Annotated in this window: 20 protein-coding genes and 2 pseudogenes; 12 read left to right on the top strand and 10 right to left on the bottom strand. The window is 72.1% G+C overall.

Annotation, left to right across the window (positions count from 1 at the left end; genetic code table 11):
* Window positions 1–141 precede the first annotated feature (141 nt).
* The 3 genes from ACIRQF_RS01380 (at window position 142) to ACIRQF_RS01370 (ending at window position 2,515) form a co-directional block, all read left to right on the top strand.
* Window positions 142–426, top strand: a complete 285-nt coding sequence (locus ACIRQF_RS01380) for a hypothetical protein (RefSeq protein WP_404087853.1) — start codon at window positions 142–144, stop codon at window positions 424–426.
* A 256-nt stretch (window positions 427–682) separates the two neighbouring features.
* Window positions 683–1,669, top strand: coding sequence for an aldo/keto reductase (locus ACIRQF_RS01375; protein WP_404087851.1), 987 nt, complete (start codon window positions 683–685; stop codon window positions 1,667–1,669).
* 369 nt (window positions 1,670–2,038) lie between these two features.
* Window positions 2,039–2,515 (top strand): SRPBCC family protein, encoded by a 477-nt coding sequence (locus tag ACIRQF_RS01370; protein ID WP_382483820.1) that lies wholly within the window; start codon window positions 2,039–2,041, stop codon window positions 2,513–2,515.
* A gap of 306 nt (window positions 2,516–2,821) precedes the next feature.
* Here the strand turns inward: ACIRQF_RS01370 and ACIRQF_RS01365 are convergent, their stop codons facing one another.
* Window positions 2,822–3,400, bottom strand: a complete 579-nt coding sequence (locus ACIRQF_RS01365) for a TetR/AcrR family transcriptional regulator (protein ID WP_382483822.1) — start codon at window positions 3,398–3,400, stop codon at window positions 2,822–2,824.
* 91 nt (window positions 3,401–3,491) lie between these two features.
* Here ACIRQF_RS01365 and ACIRQF_RS01360 point away from each other — a divergent pair, with 91 nt between their 5' ends.
* Window positions 3,492–3,938, top strand: a complete 447-nt coding sequence (locus tag ACIRQF_RS01360) for an anthrone oxygenase family protein (protein WP_404087849.1) — start codon at window positions 3,492–3,494, stop codon at window positions 3,936–3,938.
* Between the two features lie 179 nt (window positions 3,939–4,117).
* Here the strand turns inward: ACIRQF_RS01360 and ACIRQF_RS01355 are convergent.
* Together ACIRQF_RS01355 and ACIRQF_RS01350 are read right to left on the bottom strand one after the other, a co-directional pair.
* Window positions 4,118–4,207 (bottom strand): annotated as a pseudogene (locus ACIRQF_RS01355) (MerR family DNA-binding transcriptional regulator); the annotation flags it as partial.
* A gap of 214 nt (window positions 4,208–4,421) precedes the next feature.
* Window positions 4,422–4,643, bottom strand: a complete 222-nt coding sequence (locus tag ACIRQF_RS01350; RefSeq protein ID WP_382483826.1) for a hypothetical protein — start codon at window positions 4,641–4,643, stop codon at window positions 4,422–4,424.
* 503 nt (window positions 4,644–5,146) lie between these two features.
* Here ACIRQF_RS01350 and ACIRQF_RS01345 point away from each other — a divergent pair.
* Complete coding sequence (locus ACIRQF_RS01345) at window positions 5,147–5,800, top strand: fasciclin domain-containing protein (RefSeq protein WP_404087847.1); 654 nt, start codon at window positions 5,147–5,149, stop codon at window positions 5,798–5,800.
* Between the two features lie 174 nt (window positions 5,801–5,974).
* Here ACIRQF_RS01345 and ACIRQF_RS01340 read toward each other — a convergent pair.
* The 3 genes and pseudogenes from ACIRQF_RS01340 to ACIRQF_RS01330 form a co-directional block, all read right to left on the bottom strand.
* Window positions 5,975–6,214, bottom strand: a pseudogene (locus tag ACIRQF_RS01340) (anti-sigma factor); the annotation flags it as partial.
* A gap of 361 nt (window positions 6,215–6,575) precedes the next feature.
* The gene (locus ACIRQF_RS01335; protein WP_404087845.1) at window positions 6,576–7,244 is read right to left on the bottom strand and encodes an NUDIX domain-containing protein; all 669 of its coding nucleotides are present in this window, start codon (window positions 7,242–7,244) and stop codon (window positions 6,576–6,578) included.
* The gene (locus ACIRQF_RS01330; protein WP_404087844.1) at window positions 7,241–7,624 is read right to left on the bottom strand and encodes a DUF4406 domain-containing protein; all 384 of its coding nucleotides are present in this window, start codon (window positions 7,622–7,624) and stop codon (window positions 7,241–7,243) included. Before ACIRQF_RS01330 ends, ACIRQF_RS01335 begins: the two co-directional genes overlap by 4 nt.
* Before the next feature lie 48 nt (window positions 7,625–7,672).
* Between ACIRQF_RS01330 and ACIRQF_RS01325 the strand changes: the two genes are divergently transcribed.
* Window positions 7,673–8,431: a DeoR/GlpR family DNA-binding transcription regulator gene (locus ACIRQF_RS01325; RefSeq protein WP_404087842.1), complete on the top strand. Its 759-nt coding sequence runs from the start codon at window positions 7,673–7,675 to the stop codon at window positions 8,429–8,431.
* 19 nt (window positions 8,432–8,450) lie between these two features.
* Here the strand turns inward: ACIRQF_RS01325 and ACIRQF_RS01320 are convergent, their stop codons facing one another.
* From ACIRQF_RS01320 to ACIRQF_RS01310, 3 genes are all read right to left on the bottom strand, one after another.
* On the bottom strand, window positions 8,451–9,959 hold the full coding sequence (locus ACIRQF_RS01320) for an APC family permease (RefSeq protein WP_404087840.1): 1,509 nt from the start codon (window positions 9,957–9,959) through the stop codon (window positions 8,451–8,453).
* Between the two features lie 357 nt (window positions 9,960–10,316).
* On the bottom strand, window positions 10,317–12,287 hold the full coding sequence (locus ACIRQF_RS01315; protein WP_404087838.1) for a hypothetical protein: 1,971 nt from the start codon (window positions 12,285–12,287) through the stop codon (window positions 10,317–10,319).
* Between the two features lie 34 nt (window positions 12,288–12,321).
* Complete coding sequence (locus ACIRQF_RS01310; protein WP_404087836.1) at window positions 12,322–13,614, bottom strand: DUF2716 domain-containing protein; 1,293 nt, start codon at window positions 13,612–13,614, stop codon at window positions 12,322–12,324.
* Window positions 13,615–13,829: 215 nt separating this feature from the next.
* Here ACIRQF_RS01310 and ACIRQF_RS01305 point away from each other — a divergent pair, with 215 nt between their 5' ends.
* A complete protein-coding gene (locus ACIRQF_RS01305; RefSeq protein WP_404087834.1) occupies window positions 13,830–14,132 on the top strand; it encodes a WhiB family transcriptional regulator in 303 nt (100 codons plus the stop codon).
* A 202-nt stretch (window positions 14,133–14,334) separates the two neighbouring features.
* Here ACIRQF_RS01305 and ACIRQF_RS01300 read toward each other — a convergent pair whose 3' ends face one another.
* Complete coding sequence (locus ACIRQF_RS01300; protein ID WP_376633852.1) at window positions 14,335–14,481, bottom strand: hypothetical protein; 147 nt, start codon at window positions 14,479–14,481, stop codon at window positions 14,335–14,337.
* Window positions 14,482–14,954: 473 nt separating this feature from the next.
* On the opposite strand from ACIRQF_RS01300, the gene ACIRQF_RS01295 reads away from it, so the two are divergent.
* From ACIRQF_RS01295 to ACIRQF_RS01275, 5 genes are all read left to right on the top strand, one after another.
* Window positions 14,955–15,911 (top strand): GlxA family transcriptional regulator, encoded by a 957-nt coding sequence (locus ACIRQF_RS01295; protein WP_376633854.1) that lies wholly within the window; start codon window positions 14,955–14,957, stop codon window positions 15,909–15,911.
* A gap of 144 nt (window positions 15,912–16,055) precedes the next feature.
* Window positions 16,056–17,054: a type I glyceraldehyde-3-phosphate dehydrogenase gene (gene gap, locus ACIRQF_RS01290; protein WP_404087831.1), complete on the top strand. Its 999-nt coding sequence runs from the start codon at window positions 16,056–16,058 to the stop codon at window positions 17,052–17,054.
* Window positions 17,055–17,274: 220 nt separating this feature from the next.
* Window positions 17,275–17,763 carry a flavin reductase family protein gene (locus ACIRQF_RS01285; protein ID WP_404087829.1) on the top strand — a complete coding sequence of 163 codons (489 nt, stop codon included), beginning with the start codon at window positions 17,275–17,277 and terminating at the stop codon, window positions 17,761–17,763.
* A gap of 185 nt (window positions 17,764–17,948) precedes the next feature.
* A complete protein-coding gene (locus ACIRQF_RS01280) occupies window positions 17,949–18,635 on the top strand; it encodes an HAD family hydrolase (protein ID WP_404087827.1) in 687 nt (228 codons plus the stop codon).
* A gap of 464 nt (window positions 18,636–19,099) precedes the next feature.
* Window positions 19,100–19,762: a deoxynucleoside kinase gene (locus tag ACIRQF_RS01275; RefSeq protein ID WP_376633861.1), complete on the top strand. Its 663-nt coding sequence runs from the start codon at window positions 19,100–19,102 to the stop codon at window positions 19,760–19,762.
* Window positions 19,763–19,775: the final 13 nt, after the last annotated feature.

Below are 19,775 nucleotides of genomic sequence, written 5' to 3'. Positions count from 1 at the left end.
CCACCCACCGCAGAGGTGGCCACGGCCGTTCCCGCCCTGCGCCTATCCGGGTCACTTCAGGACGTCGCTCGAGCGAGAGGCACCCGGTGAGGGTAGGCCGCCTGGAACAAGGTGCCCCTGGGATCCATGAGGAGATCAACCGTGTACGCAGTGATTCGGCGATACGAAGGGGTGACCGACGCTGCCGAGGCCGGACGCCTGGTGGACGAGGGATTCGTTCCCCTCCTCCGCAAGGTCCCCGGCTTCGTGGCGTACTACTGGGTCGACGCAGGGGACGGCGTGATGCTCTCCACCAGCGTCTTCGAGGACCAGGCCGGGGCCGAGGAATCCGTCAGGCAGGCCGCGGACTTCGTACGGGACAACCTGGCGGCGCTGCTCCCGAACCGTCCTCAGGTCACGGCCGGGAAGGTCGTGGCCGCGGGATAGCGGCCGGCGGAGCACCGCCGGAGCGCCCCTGGTCGCCGTCCCAACGCGGCGGCGGCCCGGCCCTGCACGCCCGCCGCCGACACAGGTGACCGAGGGCGGAGTGCCCGGTTCGGCGGCGGCGTCGGACGTGCCGCGGTCGGCAGGGTGCATGCCACCAGCGCCGCGCCGCGTGATCGCTGCGCGGCGCGCAGTTGACTTGGAGTGCGCTCCAACACCTAGCGTCCTGGGCATGATCGCGAGCTCAGGAGGCAGCAGCATGACCGACCTTCCCACCCGCCACCTCGGCGACCTGACGGTCTCCGCGCAGGGCCTCGGATGCATGGGGATGAGCCACGGCTACGGAGCCACGGACGACGCCCAGTCCGTGGCGACCCTGCGCCACGCGCTCGACCTCGGAGTAACCCTTTTGGACACCGCCGACTTCTACGGCGGCGGGCACAACGAGGAGCTGATCGGCCGGGCCGTCGCCGGGCGTCGCGACGAGGTGGTGCTGGCCACGAAGTTCGGCTTCGCGAACCGTCTGGGGGAGCCCACACGGGTGCGGGGGGACGCCGCCTACGTACGGGAGGCATGTGAGGCCTCGCTGCGCCGGCTGGGGGTCGACCACATCGACCTGTACTACCAGCACCGGGTCGATCCGCAGGTGCCGATCGAGGAGACCGTGGGCGCCATGGCCGAGCTCGTGCAGGCCGGGAAGGTCCGCCACCTCGGGCTCTCCGAGGCCGGCGCGGGCACCGTCCGGCGGGCGCACGCGGTGCACCCGATCGCCGCGCTGCAGAGCGAGTGGTCGCTGTGGACGCGGGACCTCGAGGCGGACATCGCGCCGGTCTGCCGCGAACTCGGCATCGGCCTGGTCCCGTTCTCCCCGCTCGGGCGCGGCTTCCTGACCGGCCGGTACAGCTCGGTCGAAGGGCTGGCCGCGACCGATGTGCGGCGCAGCCAGCCGCGTTTCGCCGACGGCAACCTCGAACGGAACCTGGCGATCGTCGCGAAGCTGACCGAGCTCGCCGAGGCGAAGGGGGTCACCACCGGCCAGCTCGCCCTGGCATGGGTACAGCATCGGGGCGATGACGTGGTGCCGATCCCCGGCACCCGCCGTCAGCGCTACCTGGAGGAGAACCTCGCCGCCCTGACCGTCGAGCTGTCCGCCGACGACCTGGCCGCCATCGAGACCGCTGCCCCGCCCGAGCTGATCGCGGGAACCCGCTACGACGCGATCAGCCTGACCTTCGTCAACAGCTGAACCCACCACGGCCCACAGCCCCGTTCGCCTCCTCCGGCGGGCACGCCTACGCGCCCCGAGGAGTGTTCGCCTGTTCAGGTGGACGTAGACCGCTTCGTCCTGCCTGCGGGTCCCAGGTCCGCGTCCATCGCGCGCTCGGCCTTCTGCGGACTGACGCCATTCCGCAGGGGTCCGCCCGAGCGAGCCGGCTCCCTCGCGTCGGTGGCGCCCTTTGCGGAGGCCGGGGGGCTGCGGGGGAGCGGTCATGCTTCGCCTCCGGACGTCGCGGCCGACACACGGCCCGCTGTGCGTGCCGGGGAGGCGCGTTGCGGATAGCGTCGGCCGAGGCTACGGAGGCCGTTCCCCACGCAACGAAAGAAGGCGGCCGCAGTGTCCCGCAATCGCCGCTTGATCCTGAGCCCGCCGTCCCGAGTGTGGGGCCTGTTGTCCGACGGTCACCGCTATGGCGAGTGGGTTTCGGGTACGCAGCAGGTCATCGCCGTCGACCCGCAGTGGCCTGAGGTGGGCGCCCGGCTTCGGGTCCGGGTGGGCGCCGGCCCGCTCACGCTCGACGACACCTGTGTCGTCCGTATCTGCGAGCCAGAGCGCCGTCTGGAGTTGGAGGCGAAGGCCGAGCCCTTCGGTGCTGCCCGCATCGCCATGAACCTGGTTCCCTGGGGCGGGCACACGCTCTTCCTGCTCGAATGGCACCCCCTGCGGGGGCCCGGTACCCGCATGCACGGGCTCCCCGTCGACTACCTGGTGTCCATCCGCAACGGCATGATGCTGACCAAGCTCGCACGGATTGCCGTACGCGAGCAGCACGTCGGTGCTGCCGGAGTCCCGTCAGGGGCCGCCCAAGGGTGATCCGTGGCGGCGCACGTCGGGGATCCTTTGCCGGGGCCGGGGGCCGATGTCCAGGGCCGAGGTCCCAGAGCCCAGGGCGCAGAACCCAGGTCCCAGAACCCAGGGCACGGGGTGGGCTCCGCGTCGTCAGCGAAGGAGGCCGGACCGTTTGGCGCGGCGGCGGAACAGTCGGAACTCGTCGCGTGGGGCTCGGCCGGGACCCCAGGGCCTGCGGCCGACCACGTGGGTGCGTGCTGGTGGCCGGCAGCTGTGACCGGGGCCGGCAGAGGGGCCCGAGCCCGGCTGCGTGCCCGCCGGGGCGCTGTGTCAGATGACGGCGAGCCGGTCCACCAGCAGCTCCACCCTCCGCTCGGTGTCCTCCGGCGGGAGGCGCCGCGTCCGGGTCAGGGTGGCCAGTCCGTGCAGGGCCGCCCAGAACATCTCGGTGAAGAGGCCCGGGTGGACGCCTTCGCCCGCGACCTCGGCGAGGTTCTCCAGCAGAGCGGCGAAGGCGTTCTTCAGCGGCTCGGGGGTGTCCTCCTGTGCGAACGCCAGGCCGCCGTCGAGCTGGAACATCGCGTCGTAGACCGCCGGGTTGCGCTCGGCGAAGTCGAGGTAGGCGCGGGCAAGGGCGGTGACCCGGGCGCGGGGGCCGTCCGCCGAGGAGGCCGCGGCCCGCACCGTTACGGCCAGCTCGGTGGCGCCCTCCAGGGCGACCGCGCCGATGATCTCGCGCTTGCCGCGGAAGTGGCTGTAGAGGACGGGTTGGCTGTACTCGATGCGTTCGGCCAACCGGCGGGTGGTGACCGCGTCCCAGCCCTGCTGCTCCGCGAGTTCGCGGGCCGTCGCCACGATGAGGCGCTCGCGGTCCGCCCGTTCGCGCTGCTTGCGTTCCTGTACCGACATGGATCGATTCTAGCACCGCTAGACAATCGAGCGGCAGCAGTACTAGCGTTGCCTCATCAGCTAGCGCCGCTAGATGTCAGGAGGGGTTGTCATGCTCAACGCACTCGAGGTGTTCACCACCGTGGTCGTCGGCCTGATGGTGGGGGTGGAGTTCTCCGTCGCCTTCGTCATGAACCGGATCTTCGGCGCGCTCCCCGAGGACGCCGACCAACTCGCCCGCTCCCACGGGGGCCGGATGCTCGGCGCCGTGATGCCGGTCTGGTACATCGGCTCGCTCGTCCTCAGCGCCGTCTGGGCCGTCGCCGCATGGCACCACCCCGGCACCGGACTCGTCGTCACCGCCGCCGTACTGCTGATCGTCAGCGTGATCATGTCGCTCCTGCTGCTCGTCCCGATCAACAACCGCGGCAAGACCTGGACCCCCGAGAACCGGCCCGAGGACTGGAAGGAGCAGATGAACCGCTGGGACCGCTACCACTACGTCCGCGTCGCCGTCATCATCGCCGCCTTCACCCTGCTGGTCGCCGCCCTCGTCTGAGCCCCGGGCCGGCACTACGCCAGTGGCGCACAATCCCACTCCCGACCTGGCCCGTTCTCCGTGCTGACGGGCTGGCGGCCTGACGGGCTGACGGGTTGGCGGGGGATGCCGACGGGACGGCCTGCCGGTCGCGCCCGCGAGCCCCCTCGCCGGGCGACGTGGAGCGCCTGCGGGACCGAGGTCCGCGCGGACGGCTCCACGAGGCCGATCTCGTCGTAGTGATGGAGCGTGCGCACGCTCACGCCGGCCCACTCGGCCACGCGCCCCACGGTCAGGTGTTCTTCCACGCCACTGACGATGCGGCATGACGCCACGTGAGGGTCAAGCGCATGGCCTCGACGGCCGGTCGGACAACCCTCCGTCGTGCTGACGGTGTGACGGGTTGTCCGCCTGGGCGGGCGGCGCGGGTGCGCCGTCGAAGCCGGCCTCGTCCCCTGCGGCAACCGGAACTTGGCGCTTCTGTGTTGGGGGTCGGCTTGCTGGTCAGGGCTTGCTTGCGTGGAGCTTCTTGATGGTGCCGCCGACAGGGATGAGTCCGTCGCCGTCGGGCTTCATCTCCTCCGGACTGACGGGCAGAGTCTTGGTGACGGCCCCGGTGTCGACCGGGAGGGCCGAGGCGACGTTGCCGATGCCCGAGGCGTGCGCGGGAGCCGCGACGGCCACGCCGGTGAGGGTGAGCATCGCGACTGTGATGATCTTCTTCATGCCTGGAGGAACGAGAGGGGCCGCGCCCGGGTCACGCGTCGGCAGGGGCCTCCGTGCGTGTGCGGCGGAGGTGCACCTTCAGCGCCTCTCTGCGGACGCGGGTTCACCGCATGCCCTCCGCGTCTCCTCCGTCAGGCATCGAGACCGCGCCCCGCCGTCCATGACCTCGGCTTCCCCGTCCTGTGCTGGGCCTGGGGCGCTCTCCTCAAGGCCGGGCAGCACGGACACCCTGACCGCTGATCGCCGGCACGGAGGTCGGACAAGGCGGAGTCGGGTACGAATCGCCGCCGCGCAGACGTCCGGCTCCGCGCTCGGAGCAGCTGTGACAGGAGCCGATAGCGAGCCTGCCGACGACAACCGGGCTTGCCGCGGGTCATTCGTCCGAGTGAACGGCCCATCCGGAAGCAGGTCCGCTGCGAATCCAGGTCGTGAGCACGCGCCAGGGCCCCCTGGCGACGCCCCCGACCAGGGTCTGCCAGCAGGCCCGCCAAGGAGACAGCACCATGAGCACCCTCCGCGTCCGTCGTTCCGTCGCCGCCGTCGCCGCGGTGGCCGTCCTGCCGTTCGCATTGGCCGCCTGTTCCGACTCGGGCAACGATTCGGCGTCCGGCTCCGAGTCGACCTCGCAGGCGCCGGCGGCGCCGGACTCGCCTTCCGCGGACTCCAGCGCGGACACGGCCATGTCCGGCCCCTTCGGACCGGCCTGCGCCTCCGTACCCAAGGAAGGCTCCGGCTCGTTCGACGGCATGGCCAAGGACCCGGTGGCCACCGCCGCCTCGAACAACCCGGCCCTGTCCACCCTGGTCGCCGCCGTGAAGAAGGCGGGCCTGGTCGACACGCTCAACAACGCGGAGAACATCACCGTCTTCGCCCCCACCAACGACGCCTTCGCCAAGATTCCCCAGGCCGATCTCGACAAGGTCCTCAACGACAAAACCACCCTCACCAAGATCCTCACGTACCACGTCGTGGGTCAGAAGCTCACCCCGAAGCAGCTGGAGAACGGCACCTTCGAGACCCTGGAGAAGAGCACCCTCACGACGAAGGGCTCCGGCGAGAGCTACACCGTGAACGACACCTCCAAGGTGGTCTGCGGCAACGTGCCCACCGCGAACGCGACCGTCTACATCGTCGACACCGTCCTGATGCCGAAGTGACGCACCTTCCGGGGGTGTCGTGACGAGGAGCCGTGCGGCCCGGGGGCCCCTGGGCCGCACGGCCGTTCCGACCTGTGCCACGCTCCACGGCCAACGAGCCGTCCGGCCCTGCGTCCTACGCTGCCGGGAAGGCGACGAGGGCCAGGGGCGTGGGCTCGGATGACCCGCCGACCGCATCGCGCCCCGGTCGTCGAACCACAGTTGGTAGATCTTGCCCGGCGGCGGGCGGGACAGACCGGTCGCCGTGAACACCGCCTGATCGCGGCTCTCGGACACCACGACGGTCCCCGACGCGCCGCCCGGCAGACGGGTCGCCGCGAGCCGGGCTCGGGCGCCGCGAGGACGGCGGAGACCTCGTTCGCCACCTGCTCGGTACGCGCTGTGTCCTGCCGGGCCTCCTCCGCTGCCCGGCACTGCACGATCGCCGTACCGGCCAGGGCGACCACTCCGGCCACGCTCGCCGCCGGCGCGAGCCCGTCCGGGAGTACCCCGACGGATGGGGCCTGGCCTTCGACCCGAAGGACATGGACGTCTCACAGCAGCACCTCAACGGGGACCATGGGATCGACTGGCTCGCCGGCGACTGCCCGGCCCTGATCGTGCGCGGCAGCCGCAGCGCCGTGCTCGGCGCCGAGCACGCGAAGGCGATGGCGTTGCGGCGTCCCCGTGCCCGGCTTGTCGAACTCCCCGCCGGTCACACCGTGCACGAGACCGTCCCGGTGGAGTTCGCCGCAGCTGTCAGGGAGTTCCTCGGTTCGCTGTGCACGCGCCCGGCCTATTGCTCGCGGGCGAAGGGTCCGTCCAGGGCGGCCCATTGCAGGAGCATGATGGTCTTGCCGTCGGTGATGCGTCCGTCGCGGGTCATGGCGAGGGCCTCGGTGAAGGGCAGTTCGAGGACCTCGATGTCCTCGCCCTCCTCCTCGAGTCCGCCACCCGTGCCCGTCCGGTCGGCCGGGGTGTAGGGGGCGGCGAAGAAGTGGAGGCGCTCGGTGACGGAGCCGGGGCTCATGTAGGCGTCGAGGACGTGCGTGAGCGGGCCGAGGTCGACGCCGAGTTCCTCCGCGCTCTCGCGCCGGATCGCGGTGGTCGGGTCGTCGGCGTCGAGCAGTCCCGCCGCCGCCTCGACGAGCATGCCGTCCGGGTGGTCGTTGACGTAGGCCGGGTAGCGGAACTGGCGGGTGAGCAGGACGCGGCCGCGCCCGGGGTCGTACGGCAGGACGACGGCGCCGTTGCCACGGTCGTAGGTCTCGCGCTGCTGGGACTCCCACCGCCCGTCGCGGCGGCGGTAGTCGAAGGTGGTGCGGCGCAGGACGTGCCAGCCCTGCGAGGTGAGTTCGACGTCGCGGACCCGGACGTCGGGGTTGCGGTCCAGGTCGCGTCCCGCCCGGTCGAGACCGGTGCGTCCGCGGTGGTCGGGAGCCTCGATTCCTGGGCGGCCGGTCATACGGTCTCCTGCTCGGTGCGGCGCGGGATCTCGGCCACGTCATGGTAGACGGGCAGGCCACGGCGGCGGGCGGTGGCGACGTCCTGGTCGGCACCGGCGGATTCCCCGGGCAGGCGCAGGACGGCGTCGCAGCGGGCGAGCAGGCGGTCGGCGGTCGGATAGAGCACCTGGTCGGCGAGCGGGTCGGCGGGGCCCGCGCCGGCGGAGCGCAGCACCGGCAGGGAGATCCACTCCCCGATCACCGGGAGATGGCCGGCCGCGAAAACGGGCCAGGCAGCGGATTCGAGACGGGCCAGGTTGGCCGCCATGGCCTGTGGGTCGCCGTCGGTGCCGGAGCGGTAGGGGCCCGCGATCAGGATGAGCATGGAGTTGTCGGTCATGGGCGCTAACATACATGCAGAACCGTGCAAGAACAGGAAGGAACGCGAATGCTGGCCGCTGAACGGCGCGACCACCTGCTCCGTCTGCTCGCTGAAGAAGGAAAGATCGTCGCCAAGGACGTCGCTGTCGAGCTGGGCATCTCCGAGGACAGCGTGCGCCGCGACCTGCGCGATCTCGCGGCCGAGGGGTTGTGCCAGCGGGTCTACGGCGGCGCCCTGCCCGTGTCCCCCGCGGTGGTCGCCTACGACGCCCGGCGGACCGTGGCCCCCGACGGCAAGCGCAAGGTCGCTTCGACGGCCGCCGGACTGGTCCCGCCGGGTGGTGCGCTGATCCTCGACGGCGGCACCACCGCCCTCGCGGTCGCCCGCGCGCTGCCGAAGGATCTCGCCTGCACCGTGATCACCCACAGCCCGACGATCGCCGCCGCACTGCTCGACCATCCCCGGGCGGAGCTCTTTCTGCTGGGCGGCCGCGTCTTCAAGCACTCGGCGGTCACGTGCGGCGCCGCCGCGGTCGAGGCCGCGCAGAACGTCTCCGCGGACCTCTGTCTGCTCGGGGTCACCGGCGTCCACCCCGACGCGGGACTGACCACAGGGGACGCCGAGGAGGCGGCGATGAAGCGTGCCCTGTCCGCGCGGGCCGCGGACACGTACGTCCTCGCCTCGTCCGAGAAGATCGGCACGGCTTCGCGGTACCGCGTCCTGCCCTGGGCGAAGATCACCGGCCTGATCACCGACGCCGATCCCCACGACCCGGTCGTCGAGCGGCTCACGGCGCTCGGCGTGCCGGTTCTGGCAGCCGGCTGACCCCGGTGCGCGGAGGCTCTCAGGACGTCCGGCGAGGCGCGTGCGTGTCGACCAGGGCCGGGTCGACCACGCTCGGGCGTTCCTGCCAGTACGCCGGTGCCCGCAGGCGCCACACGAGCATGAGGATCACCCCGGCGAGGCTGATGCCGATGCCGATCACGAGCGGGGGTCCGAGGCCGAACCACGAGGTGCCGCTGTAGGAGTTCTCGGGATCGGACATGTCGGCGACCGACCGCACCAGGAGCCACGTGAGCAGACCGGCGCCGACCAGCGGACCGAGCCCGATGAGCAGGAAGTTGTGGACGCTCTGGAACAGGTGGCGGCGGTAGTAGACCACGCAGGCGAGGCCGGTCAGCGCGTAGTAGAAGGAGATCAGCAGCGAGAGGGCGGTGAGCGAGTCGAAGAGGGCGTTGGAGCTGATCCGGCTCACCACGAGGTACCAGGCGATGGCGATGGCGGCGACCCACCACGTGCTGACGTCAGGGGTGCGGAAGCGGCGGCTGATGTGGCCGTACTGGGCGGGCAGCGCCCGGCGGCGGGCCATGGACAGCGCGGTGCGCGAGGCCGGGATGATCGTCGTCTGGGTGGAGGCGATCGCCGAGGTGGAGACGGCGAGCAGCAGGATCCAGTCCCAGCCGCCCATGATGTCCGTGGCGAGCTGGGCGAAGATGAACTCCTCCTCGTCCGCATTGTCGGCCAGGTAGGCCGGGCCGGCGTACGCCACCACGGCGAAGCCGACGGACACGTACGTCACCAGCAGGATGACGGTCGACCAGATCCCCGCCTTGCCCGGGGCGGTCGCGGAGTCCTCGACCTCTTCGGTGAGATTGACCGCCGACTCCCAGCCCCAGTAGATGAAGACACCGAGCAGCAGCCCCCCGGTGAGCGCCGCGCCACCGGCGCCGAACGGGTTGAGCCAACTGAAGGACGGCTCGACCGCGTCGTACTTGCTGGTGCCGCCGTAGACACTGTGGAGCGCCACGCCGACGAAGATCAGCAGGCAGGCCACCTGGGCCAGGATGAGGACGTTCTGCACCTTGGCCGACAGCTCGGTGCCGATGACGCACACGGCCGTCATGACGAGGATGAGCAGCACGGTGAGCAGCTGGCGGACGAAGGTGTTGTCCACCCAGCTGTCGAGGCCGAAGGCGAGCAGGGCGAAGCTGACGGCGACGTCGGCGAGCGAGCCGACGACCAGGACGCCGGTCATCGTGATGGCCCATCCGCCGAGCCAGCCGGCCCACGGACCCATGGCGCGGGTGACCCAGGAGAAGGTGGTGCCGCAGTCCTGGTCGACCTTGTTCAGGTAGTAGAACGCCGAGGCGATGCACAGCATCGGGACGAACGACGCGACCATGACGCCGGGTGCGTAGATCCCGACGAGCGCGACGACGGGGCCGATCACGGCCGCCAGAGAATACGCGGGTGACGTGGCGTTGAGTCCGATGACGAGTGCGTCGACGAACCCGATCGCGTTGGCCTTCAGACCCACGGGTCGCCCGGCAGGCGCGGCATCCTCGGCGGCCATGTTTCCTCGTTCCCGTTGAGCCGGCCAGCACAGCGAAATCCAGATCTTCATCGTAGGAAGGCTTGGTGGGGCCTGCACGCGCAGGAGCGCGCGGGCGGCGCGATGTCGTCGACGCGCTCCTGCGCATAAGGGCGAGGCGGTCCGCCGCCTCCCATGCGGCCGTTCGGGCGAGCTGCTCGTCGGCCGGCTTCACGCCGCACTCCTCGTACGGGCCGAGCCGGCACGTGGTGCCCGGCGGGGGGACGACCGGCCGCCGAGGCGGCGGGAGCGGCGACGCCAGGTGCGGGCCCTCGCCGTGAACAGGCCGGGCCGGGCGCAGGCCCGTTCGGACCGGCCCGGAGACGCCGGTCCCTCCGCTCACCCCCCGCCCTGCACCGAACGGGACGCCCACCCGGGCAACGACGAGCCGTCCGGGAGCCTTCCGGCGAGCCGGAGGGGTGCGCCTCCCTCCGCGCGTACGGCGAGCAGCCGTCCCTTCGCACCCGCGTGCACGGCTCCTTCGGCGGCGATGCCCACGACCCGTCGGCTGCCCGCCGCAAGGACGTAGCGCGATCCGCCGGGCGCCGACCACGTGGTCCCGGCGAGGACGTCCTGACCGAACCGCCCGCAGGCGGCGGTGTCGTGCACGGTCGTGACGGGGACGGTCCGTCCCCCGGGCACTTCCAGGGTGACGTCCGCCTGTCCCCGCCCGTCCCAGGTGTCGGCCCGCGAGCAGATCCAGAGCGCGCGTCCCGCGTGCTCGGGGAGCGACTGAGCGGCGAACTCCCAGCGGTTCACGGAGCGGACACCGCTGTCCCGGAGGCGTCCGAGGGAACACGCCGAGTGCGTCCACGCCGCGAGTCCGAGGGGTCCCGTGGCTTCGCGTGGCCGACGCGCCGGATCCCCCGGGGTGGGCAGGGGCGTCCAGGTCAGGTGAGCCGGGACGAGCCCGCCCAGATCGGCGACGAGGAAGGCGTGGTCCTCCACGATCCTCGTGGACGAGCGGAGCTGCAGTACGGTCACGCCGCCGCAGGGCGCGGGGGCGGTGTACGGCTCCGGGTCCGTCACGGGTTCGGTGATTCCGTCCGCGGCCACGTGGAGGGAGCGCAGGGGGGAGCCGGGAGCGCGCAGATCCCGTCGTCCGGCCCCGGCCACCCAGGGCGCGAGGAGATAGCGCGTCCGGTCGCCCGTACGGGAGAGAACGACGGCCGCCGCCGTCGTCACGTCGCTGCTGTCGGCCCGCGCCCTCACCAGTGACGGCCGGCCGGCCCTGCCCCCGGCATCCGTGTAGCGGACGAGCCCGCGGCCGGTGTGCAGCAGGACGACGGCCGCCCCGTCCACGGTGCCCGCGTACAGCAGCGAGGGCGGCTCGGCCCCGGCAGGGAGGGGCGTGCCTCCGGTCCACGCCGCCAACGCCCGCCGGATCAGTACCCGGTCGCCGGTCCGGTCTCCGCGAGCGGGCCAGGCGGTGAAGTCGACGCGTGAGGAGTCGGCCCACCGTTCGGCCGGGACGCTGACCGGCGCCACCGCTGCGGGCACCTCGGAGACCGCCGAACGCGGGGGAGGCGAAGGTGACCGGCCCACGACGCCGGCGGCGGCCCCGGCGAGAAGGGCGACGCCGCATGCCAGGGCGGCCAACCGGACGCGCCTGCCACGGCCCAGCAGATCGGTCGGCCGCAGATGGACCGTGCAGGGATCGAACTCGGGTCGCCCCAGCAACTCGGCCACGTCGGGGGAGCACAGTGCGCGGAGCCGCTCGGCCTCCTCCACGGCCTGTTCCGGCTCGGCCGCACCCGCCCCGCGGAGCAGGGAGACGACGGACGGGGGAGCGAGGCCCTCGAGCGCGGCGAGGGCGAGGGCCGCGCGCGTCGTGGGCTCGGCCGCCGCGAGCGCGCGGTCGAGGGCGAGTTCGTCCGTCCCGCCGGCCCGGGGGAAGACACGCAGGCCGAAGGCCTGGGGCAGGGCGGCCCCGCGCGACACCCGGAGCGGCGGCCGCAGGGCGTCGCGGACGACGCGGGCGCGGAGCCAGTCGTGGGCGGACCGGTCGACCGTCCCGCCCGTGCGGGCGGTGGGGATCCGCGAGGTGCCGCCTGCGGACCCGGCGCCTCCCGCGCTCGTTCCGATACGCGTCCCGCCACCGGCCCGGCCGAGGCTGCGCTGGACCAGGGCGTGGGCCGCGAGCACCCGGCGGTGGCGGCCGAGGCCCGGGGGCAGGATCAGATGCGCCAGCCGTACGAGCGCGGGATAGTGCTCGACGAGCGCGGCCTCGGCCGCGTGACGGGACGGCGGCCGCGGCGCGGGTATCGAGGCGGTGCGGTCGCGGCGGCCGTTCGTCTGAAGGAATTGCATACCGAGGAAACGACCCTGCGGGGGTGACGTCACCTCAGACCTGTGTCCGGTCGCGCCGCCGCAGTGGCTCGCCGAGCAGAGTGGTGAGCTGCCCTTCGACGGCGGCGAGCAGGTCTTCGCCCCAGACGCAGAGGGTGTGCTCCCAGGGATGCCCGAACGTGCCGAAACGCAGCTCGGGGTGCACGTTGAGGTAGTAGTCCCCGTCCGGACAGGCGGCGCCCGGCCATGGCGGCCTGCCGGGCCCGCCCACCCGGTGGGGGTCGAAGAGGTAGCCCGTGTGCTGCCAGTCGAGGAAGCCCAGGAGACCGCCGGGCGGGGCGAGGTCTCTCAGAGCACCCCTGATGACCGCTTCGAGGGCTTCCAGGCGATCTCCGTCCCCCGCACCGTCAGGCGTGTCGAGAGCGTCGAGTGACCAGGTGAAGGAGGGGACGGGTTCGTCGATTCCGGGAAACGTGCTCGTGCTGGGGCGGAAGCCGAACTCCCCGTACAGCCGGTCCCACAGGCCGTCCCCGATCTCCCCGTCACGGATCTCCCGGACCGGCCGGGTCCGGGCAGGATCGCCGGCCGGGGCCCACCGGTAGGTACGCACCGTCGTGAGCTCGACGAATCCCGCCTTCGCCAACGCGCTCCGGAGTTCCCCCGCCGCCTCGGCCACGCAGTACGGGGCGTCGTGCCCCATCAGGTAGGCCTTCTTCGCCAGAGAGGCGAAGCCTGACACGAGTTCGGGGTAAGGCCCGCTCAGTCCGCCGATCACGACGAAGTCCGAGTCCGCCGCCCGCCCGGCCCAGCCCACAGCGAGCGACCTGCCCCGGTCGGAGAGGATCACGGTCTCCCCTCGACCCCCCTGGCCATAGGCGGCCCAGCCGTCGGCCTCGACCTCGGCCAGTGGTCTCGCGTGCGGGCCGCCGGAAGCGGCCAGTTCGCGTACCCGCGCATCCGGGACGCCGGACCGAATCCGGCCCTGCTTCCGTTCCCGCGGCATCGCCGCGAACTTTGCCACCAGCAAGGACTGCTGAGCATCAGGGGTGAACCCGGCCACCTCCAACTCCTCGGCCAGGCACGGAGGATCGGCCCCGTACACCTTCCACCGGACCGGCTCGCCGCGCCCGGCGAAGGCCTTCTGCTGCCGCCGGACCAGCTCCGCGAGTTCACGGCGCCCTGTAGTGGCGAGCGGCCGGTGTTCGACTGTGCCGTGCGTGCCGTAATGGGTCCGTACGAGCGGTCCGTCCGACTCGACCACCGCGCCCGTCGGGGGGTACGTGGTGGCCCGCCCGCGCTCCTGCGTCACGTACGCGCCCCACACCCTGGCCTGTTCCGAAGGGTCCATGATCGTGAGCCTACGCGGGCGACGGCGACCCGCCGCCGTCCAGCCCCCGAGGAGAACGGATGCGGGAGGTGCGGCCGGAGACCGACCGGAGCAGGGTCACTCGATGGGGCGAATGGCGGAACGAGCGGTAGACCAGCGGCACTTGCCTCCGTAGCGTGCCTGCTCTGTCGAACGTCGCGGTCGAGCAGAGGCGGCGTGCCGGGATGGGGGGACGTATGGAATCCACGTGGATGTCGTCGGGGCTGTGCCGGACGGCGCGAGCGGACGACCTGTTCGTCGAAGGAGCGGCTCAGAACCGCGCGAAGGCCCTGTGCACCGGCTGTCCGGTGAAGGCCGAGTGCCTCGCGTACGCACTCGATCAACGGGTCGATCACGGCGTGTGGGGCGGGATGACGGAGCGCGAGCGCCGGGCCCTGCTGAAGCGCCGTCCGACGGTGCGGTCCTGGGCCCGGCTGCTGGACGCGGCCCGACGGGAGTTCGACGCCGGCGCTCCGGCTTCCCGGCGGCGGCTCGCCTAGCGCCTGGCGCCGGACGAGGACGGGGCCGAACCGCCCAACGGCGTGCGACCACGTCCCCGTGGTCCTGCCCTGCTCACCTGCCAGGGGGCGGGCTCTGGCCGTGGGCGGCCCTTGGGGCCCTGTTCCCTCGTATCGCCGCCTCCCTCGTACCGGCGGCTCCCGGGCCACGAAGGCGTACGCCGTCCTCGCGGCCGTCACCCGCTTACTTGTGCCCGCGCAGCCGTCCGAGCAGTCGGCGTGCCTGGTCGCGCTTGCGCGGGTCGGCGGCGGCGCGACGGACCGTCTCCACGGCGCGCTGTCCCTGCGGGGTGCGCGTGTACTCCTTGAGGCGAGTGATCAATCCGGCCATGTCGTCCTCCTCTGGGCGTGCGTAGGGACCGCTTACCCGGCGAAGGGGCAACGATGCCCGCCTCGCGCGAGATGAGCGGTGCGGTGCGGAGCGGCCGGTCCGGCGCCAGGGCCATGACGGGCAGCGGCTGCTGCCCGAGGGCGTACGTTGCGGCTCGGCGGCGGGTGTGTCTCGTCTGCCGGCCCGCTGGTACGCGTGGACCGCCGACCGCCGACCGCCGACCGCCGACCGCCGACCGCCGACCGCCGACCGCCGACCGCCGACCGCCGACCGCCGACCGCCGACCGCCGACCGCCCCGACCGCCGACCGCCCCGACCGCCGACCGCCCCGACCGCCGACCGCCGGCCTGCCGACCTGCCGGCGCCCCCGTGGTCCGCGTCGACCGAGGGGCGCGTTCGCCCCGGGCCCGCCTCCGGCCGGTCCGCGACCGAGCCGGGAGATCGCGACGTCACGCCCCACGTAACCTCTTCCTGTGTCAGCCTCCCGCCTCCATCGCGTAGCCGTTCTCGTCCTCGACGGTGCGAAGCCGCTCGATGTCGGCATTCCCGCGCAGGTGTTCACGACCCGCGCGAGCATGCCGTACGAGGTGCGGGTGTGCGGGGCGACACCCGGTCTCGTGACCGGCGGTGACGGACTCGCGTACTACGTCGCCCACGGCCTCGAAGCGCTCGCGTGGGCCGACATCGTCTTCGTCCCCGGTTACCGGTTCCCCGACCGTGACGACCCGCCGCAGGCCGTCGTCGACGCCCTGATCGCCGCCCACGACCGGGGCGCACGGCTCGCCGCCATTTCGACGGGTGCCTTCGCGCTCGCCGCCACCGGCCTGCTCGACGGCAGGCGCGCCACGACGCACTGGCACTACACCCGGGCGCTCATGGCCCGCCATCCGCTCGTCCAGGTCGACGAGAACGTGCTGTTCGTCGACGAGGGAAGTGTTCTCACCTCGGCCGGCGCCGCCTCCGGCATCGACCTGTGTCTGCACATCCTGCGCGGCGACCTCGGGGTGGCGGCGTCGAACCACGCCGCCCGGCGCCTCGTCGCAGCCCCTTACCGGAGCGGCGGCCAGGCCCAGTACGTGCCGCGCAGCGTCCCCGAGCCGCTGGGCGAGCGGTTCGCCACCACGCGCGAGTGGGCGCTGCACCGGCTCGGCGAACACCTCACCCTCGACACGCTGGCGCGCCAGGCCGGAGTCTCGCCGCGCACGTTCTCCCGGCGCTTCGTCGAAGAGACCGGCTACACGCCGATGCAGTGGGTGATGCGCGCGCGCATCGACCTGGCGCGCGAACTCCTCGAGCGTTCGGAGCGCGGCGTCGAGCAGATCGCCGCGGACGTCGGGCTCGGCACCGGCGCGAACCTGCGCCTGCACTTCCAGCGCATCCTCGGCACCACCCCGACCGAGTACCGGCGCACCTTCACCCGCGGCGAGTGAACGGCCGGCGCCGCGGGCGCGGCGGTGGCGGGGTCGTGGCCGGATCCTTTCGTGGCGGGATCCTTTTGAACCGTGGCGATCACGCCACTGTCAGCGGCGCCCACGGCGAGCGAGCCTGGTGGCCAAGGGAAAGGGACACCACTCATGACTCGCATCGCCATCAACGGATTCGGCCGCATCGGACGCAATGTGCTGCGCGCCCTGCTCGAACGCGACAGCGCCCTCGAGATCGTCGCCGTCAACGACCTGACGGAGCCCGCCACGCTCGCCCGCCTGCTCGCGTACGACAGCACGGCCGGCCGGCTCGGGCGCCCGGTGACCGTCGACGGTGACACCCTCGTCGTCGACGGCCGTCGGATCAAGGTGCTCGCCGAGCGTGAGCCGGCGCAGCTGCCGTGGGCCGAGTTCGGCGTCGACATCGTCCTGGAAGCCACCGGTCGCTTCACCTCGGCCAAGGCCGCCCGCGCCCACCTCGACGCGGGTGCGAAGAAGGTGCTCGTCAGCGCGCCGTCGGACGGTGCCGACGTCACCCTCGCGTTCGGGGTCAACAACGACGCCTACGACCCGGACGTGCACACGATCGTCTCGAACGCGTCCTGCACCACCAACGCCCTCGCGCCGCTGGCCGCGGTCCTCGACGAGCTCGCCGGTATCGAGCACGGGTTCATGACGACGGTGCACGCGTACACGCAGGAGCAGAACCTGCAGGACGGTCCGCACCGCGACGCCCGTCGCGCCCGGGCCGCCGGTGTCAACATCGTGCCGACCACGACCGGCGCCGCCAAGGCGATCGGCCTGGTGCTGCCGAACCTGGACGGCAAGCTGTCGGGTGACTCGATCCGCGTGCCGGTCCCGGTCGGCTCGATCGTCGAGCTCAACACCACCGTCGCCCGCGACGTGACCCGCGAGGACGTGCTGGCGGCCTACCGCGCCGCGGCCGAAGGCCCGCTCGCCGGCGTCCTGGAGTACTCCGACGACCCGCTGGTGTCGTCCGACATCACGGGCAACCCCGCCTCCTCCATCTTCGACTCGGCCCTCACCCGGGTCGAGGGCCGCCACATCAAGGTCGTCGCCTGGTACGACAACGAGTGGGGCTTCTCGAACCGTGTGATCGACACGCTCGAGTTCCTCGCCACCCGCTGACCGGACGCCGGGCGGTGCGCCGCTTGCGGCGACCGCTCCGGCCGGCCCTTCCTTGAGGGCGCTCCAGCCGACCGTACGGGCCGGTCGGAGCGCCTGGGCAGGGAGAAGTAGCGCGGTGCTGCGAAAGAGCGCGTGCCGGTTGTCGGCGGACGCTCCGGGGTAGCGGGAGGAGAAGAGGGCACCGGATCATCCGGAACAAGAGGAAGCGCAGGGAGGCGCCGTGACGGAACTCGACCCCTTCACCGACGTCCTCGACGGCCCGATGTACGTGGTCACGGCAGCGTCCGGCAGCGCGCGGGCGGGCTGTCTGGTGGGTTTCGTGTCGCAGTGCTCCATCGACCCGCCGAGGTTCGCCGTCTGGCTGTCGGTCGCCAACCACACGTACCGCGTCGCATGCGAAGCCGAGTACCTCACCGTGCACCTGCTCCACCACGGCGACCGGGCGCTGGCGGAGCTCTTTGGGGGCGAGACGGGCGACCGGGTGGACAAGTTCGCCAGGGTCGCGTGGCGTCCCGGAACAGAGGGCAGCCCCGTCCTGGAGCAGCCTTCCGTGTGGTTCACCGGCCGGATCGAAGGCCGCATGGAGGGCGGTGACCATGTGTGCTTCCTCCTGGCACCCGTAGCGGTGTGCCCGCCGTACGAGGGGAAGCCGCCCCCGCTGCTCCGGCTCCGAGAACTGACGGACCTCGACCCAGGCCACCCCGCCTGAGGCGGCGCGCCTCGGATGCCGTCGTCGGCCGTGCGACAGGGCGCATGGGGAGGGGCGATCCGGGTACGCGCACGCCGAGCGACTCCGCAGCCGTTTCCACGCGCGGGCTGCCCGCAAGGGCGCTGCCCCCGGGCGGGACGGGGCCCGGAGCGCGGGCCAGGTCACCGAACCCCGGGAGGGCCCCGATGAACAGGGCCGCACTCTTCGACGTCGACGGCACCCTCGCAGATACCAACCACCTTCACGTGACGTGCTGGTGGGAGGCCTTCCGGCAGGCCGGACACGAGGTCGCCATGCACGACATCCACCGCGCGATCGGACTGCCCGGCGAGGACCTTCTCGCGCATCTGCTGGGCGAGGACCGGGACACGGACGAAGACGGCACGCTGACCGCGGCGCACGACGCCCTTTACGGCACCTACTTCGGCCGGCTGCCGCCTCTGGACTCGGCAGCCGACCTGCTGCGGGAGCTGAACGGGCGCGGCTGGGGCGTGGTCCTCGTCACCTCCGCCCGACAGGCCGAACTGAACGCGTTGCTGCGCGCCCTCGACGCCGACGAGGCCATCACCGCGACGGCCAGCGCCGACGACGTGGAAGAGGGCAAACCCGCGCCCGATCCCGTGCACCGTGCCCTCGGTCTCGTCGATGCGCCCGCGCAAGGATCGGTGTTCGTCGGCGACACGGTCTGGGACATGCAGGCGGGCAGCCGCGCCGATGTGGCCTGCGTGGGGCTCCTGAGCGGCGGAATACCTCAGGGAGACCTGGAGAGCGCCGGGGCCCGGGCCGTGTACCGGCACCCCGCTGATCTCCTCGCTCACCTCGACGCCAGCCCGTTCGCCGACACCGCGGGCCTCCGGCTTCCGGGCCGGTAGAGCCGCTGGTCGCCCGACCGAGTAGGGCGCCGGACCCACCTGGCCTGGAGGGGAACCGGCGCGCCCCCGACGGCCTTGTCCCGGAGGGAGGGCCCATGGGCGTCGCACCTCACGATGTCGGGGCGCAGGAGCCCGCGCCCGTGGCGCCGGGCAGCCGGCCCGCGACCGCGGCCGGAGGCGGGGCGCGGTGGCTGCCCTCGGCGGACTGACCTGGGGGGAGGCGTCATCTATGCTTCAAGGCGGCCACGAGGCGATGGCTTGTTCCTGGGGGCGGCACACCTGCGCAGCAGCTGGTCAGGCCGGTCAAGGGTGACGGCCTGCGTCGGGTCTCGGGCCCGGGCGGGGGACGACGTGACACCGATCATGAAGATCCTGGGGAATCGACCGACCGCCGCCACGCGTCCCAGTGGTGGGGACGGCCCAGCCCTCACCCGCGAACAGAAGCCCCCAGGGAGAAGTGAGGTATGTCGGTGATCTGCGTCGGAGGCATGATCGGGATCGGCAAGACGAGTGTGGCCGAGCTGCTCGCCAAGGAGCTCGGCAGCGACGTCTTCTACGAAAGCGTGGACGACAACCCGATCCTGCCGCTCTTCTACACGGCGAGCCCCGAGGAGATCCAGGCGAAGCGCTACCCCTTCCTGCTCCAGCTCTACTTCCTGCAGACGCGGTTCGCCTCCATCAAGGAGGCGTACAAGCAGGGCGACAACGTCCTCGACCGGTCCATCTACGAGGACTGGTACTTCGCCAAGGTCAACCACGACCTGGGCCGCATCAGCTCCCTCGAGATGCAGGTGTACGAGGGGCTGCTGAACGAGATGATGCGTGAGATCGACAGCCTGCCCTACCGCAAGGCGCCCGACCTCATGGTCTACCTCAAGGCGGACTTCGAGACGGTGCTCAAGCGCATCGGGCTGCGCGGCCGCGACTTCGAGCAGGACGAGGCCCTCGTCGAGTACTACCGGACGCTCTGGTCCGGTTACGACGACTGGGTGCACAAGCACTACTCGGCCAGCGACGTCCTCGTCATCGACATGAACCGTACCGACGTCGTGAACAACCCCGACGACGCGGCCCGCGTGGCACAGGAGGTCAAGGACGCCCTGACCGCCGCCAGGCGCGGCGCCTGAAGCCGGCGGAGGT

Source organism: Streptomyces sp. NPDC101191, assembly GCF_044767915.1.
Classification (GTDB): domain Bacteria; phylum Actinomycetota; class Actinomycetes; order Streptomycetales; family Streptomycetaceae; genus Streptomyces.
This window is presented reverse-complemented; position numbering and strand designations above follow the sequence as displayed.

Coding starts and splice junctions, on each gene's coding strand:
- ACIRQF_RS01350 (WP_382483826.1), bottom strand. CDS start 4,643: ATGAAGAAGATCATCACAGTCGCGATGCTCACCCTCACCGGCGTGGCC.
- ACIRQF_RS01325 (WP_404087842.1), top strand. CDS start 7,673: ATGCTGGCCGCTGAACGGCGCGACCACCTGCTCCGTCTGCTCGCTGAA.
- gap (WP_404087831.1), top strand. CDS start 16,056: ATGACTCGCATCGCCATCAACGGATTCGGCCGCATCGGACGCAATGTG.
- ACIRQF_RS01360 (WP_404087849.1), top strand. CDS start 3,492: ATGCTCAACGCACTCGAGGTGTTCACCACCGTGGTCGTCGGCCTGATG.
- ACIRQF_RS01305 (WP_404087834.1), top strand. CDS start 13,830: ATGGAATCCACGTGGATGTCGTCGGGGCTGTGCCGGACGGCGCGAGCG.
- ACIRQF_RS01280 (WP_404087827.1), top strand. CDS start 17,949: ATGAACAGGGCCGCACTCTTCGACGTCGACGGCACCCTCGCAGATACC.
- ACIRQF_RS01335 (WP_404087845.1), bottom strand. CDS start 7,244: ATGACCGGCCGCCCAGGAATCGAGGCTCCCGACCACCGCGGACGCACC.
- ACIRQF_RS01315 (WP_404087838.1), bottom strand. CDS start 12,287: ATGCAATTCCTTCAGACGAACGGCCGCCGCGACCGCACCGCCTCGATA.
- ACIRQF_RS01310 (WP_404087836.1), bottom strand. CDS start 13,614: ATGGACCCTTCGGAACAGGCCAGGGTGTGGGGCGCGTACGTGACGCAG.
- ACIRQF_RS01300 (WP_376633852.1), bottom strand. CDS start 14,481: ATGGCCGGATTGATCACTCGCCTCAAGGAGTACACGCGCACCCCGCAG.
- ACIRQF_RS01275 (WP_376633861.1), top strand. CDS start 19,100: ATGTCGGTGATCTGCGTCGGAGGCATGATCGGGATCGGCAAGACGAGT.
- ACIRQF_RS01375 (WP_404087851.1), top strand. CDS start 683: ATGACCGACCTTCCCACCCGCCACCTCGGCGACCTGACGGTCTCCGCG.
- ACIRQF_RS01330 (WP_404087844.1), bottom strand. CDS start 7,624: ATGACCGACAACTCCATGCTCATCCTGATCGCGGGCCCCTACCGCTCC.
- ACIRQF_RS01345 (WP_404087847.1), top strand. CDS start 5,147: ATGAGCACCCTCCGCGTCCGTCGTTCCGTCGCCGCCGTCGCCGCGGTG.
- ACIRQF_RS01320 (WP_404087840.1), bottom strand. CDS start 9,959: ATGGCCGCCGAGGATGCCGCGCCTGCCGGGCGACCCGTGGGTCTGAAG.
- ACIRQF_RS01365 (WP_382483822.1), bottom strand. CDS start 3,400: ATGTCGGTACAGGAACGCAAGCAGCGCGAACGGGCGGACCGCGAGCGC.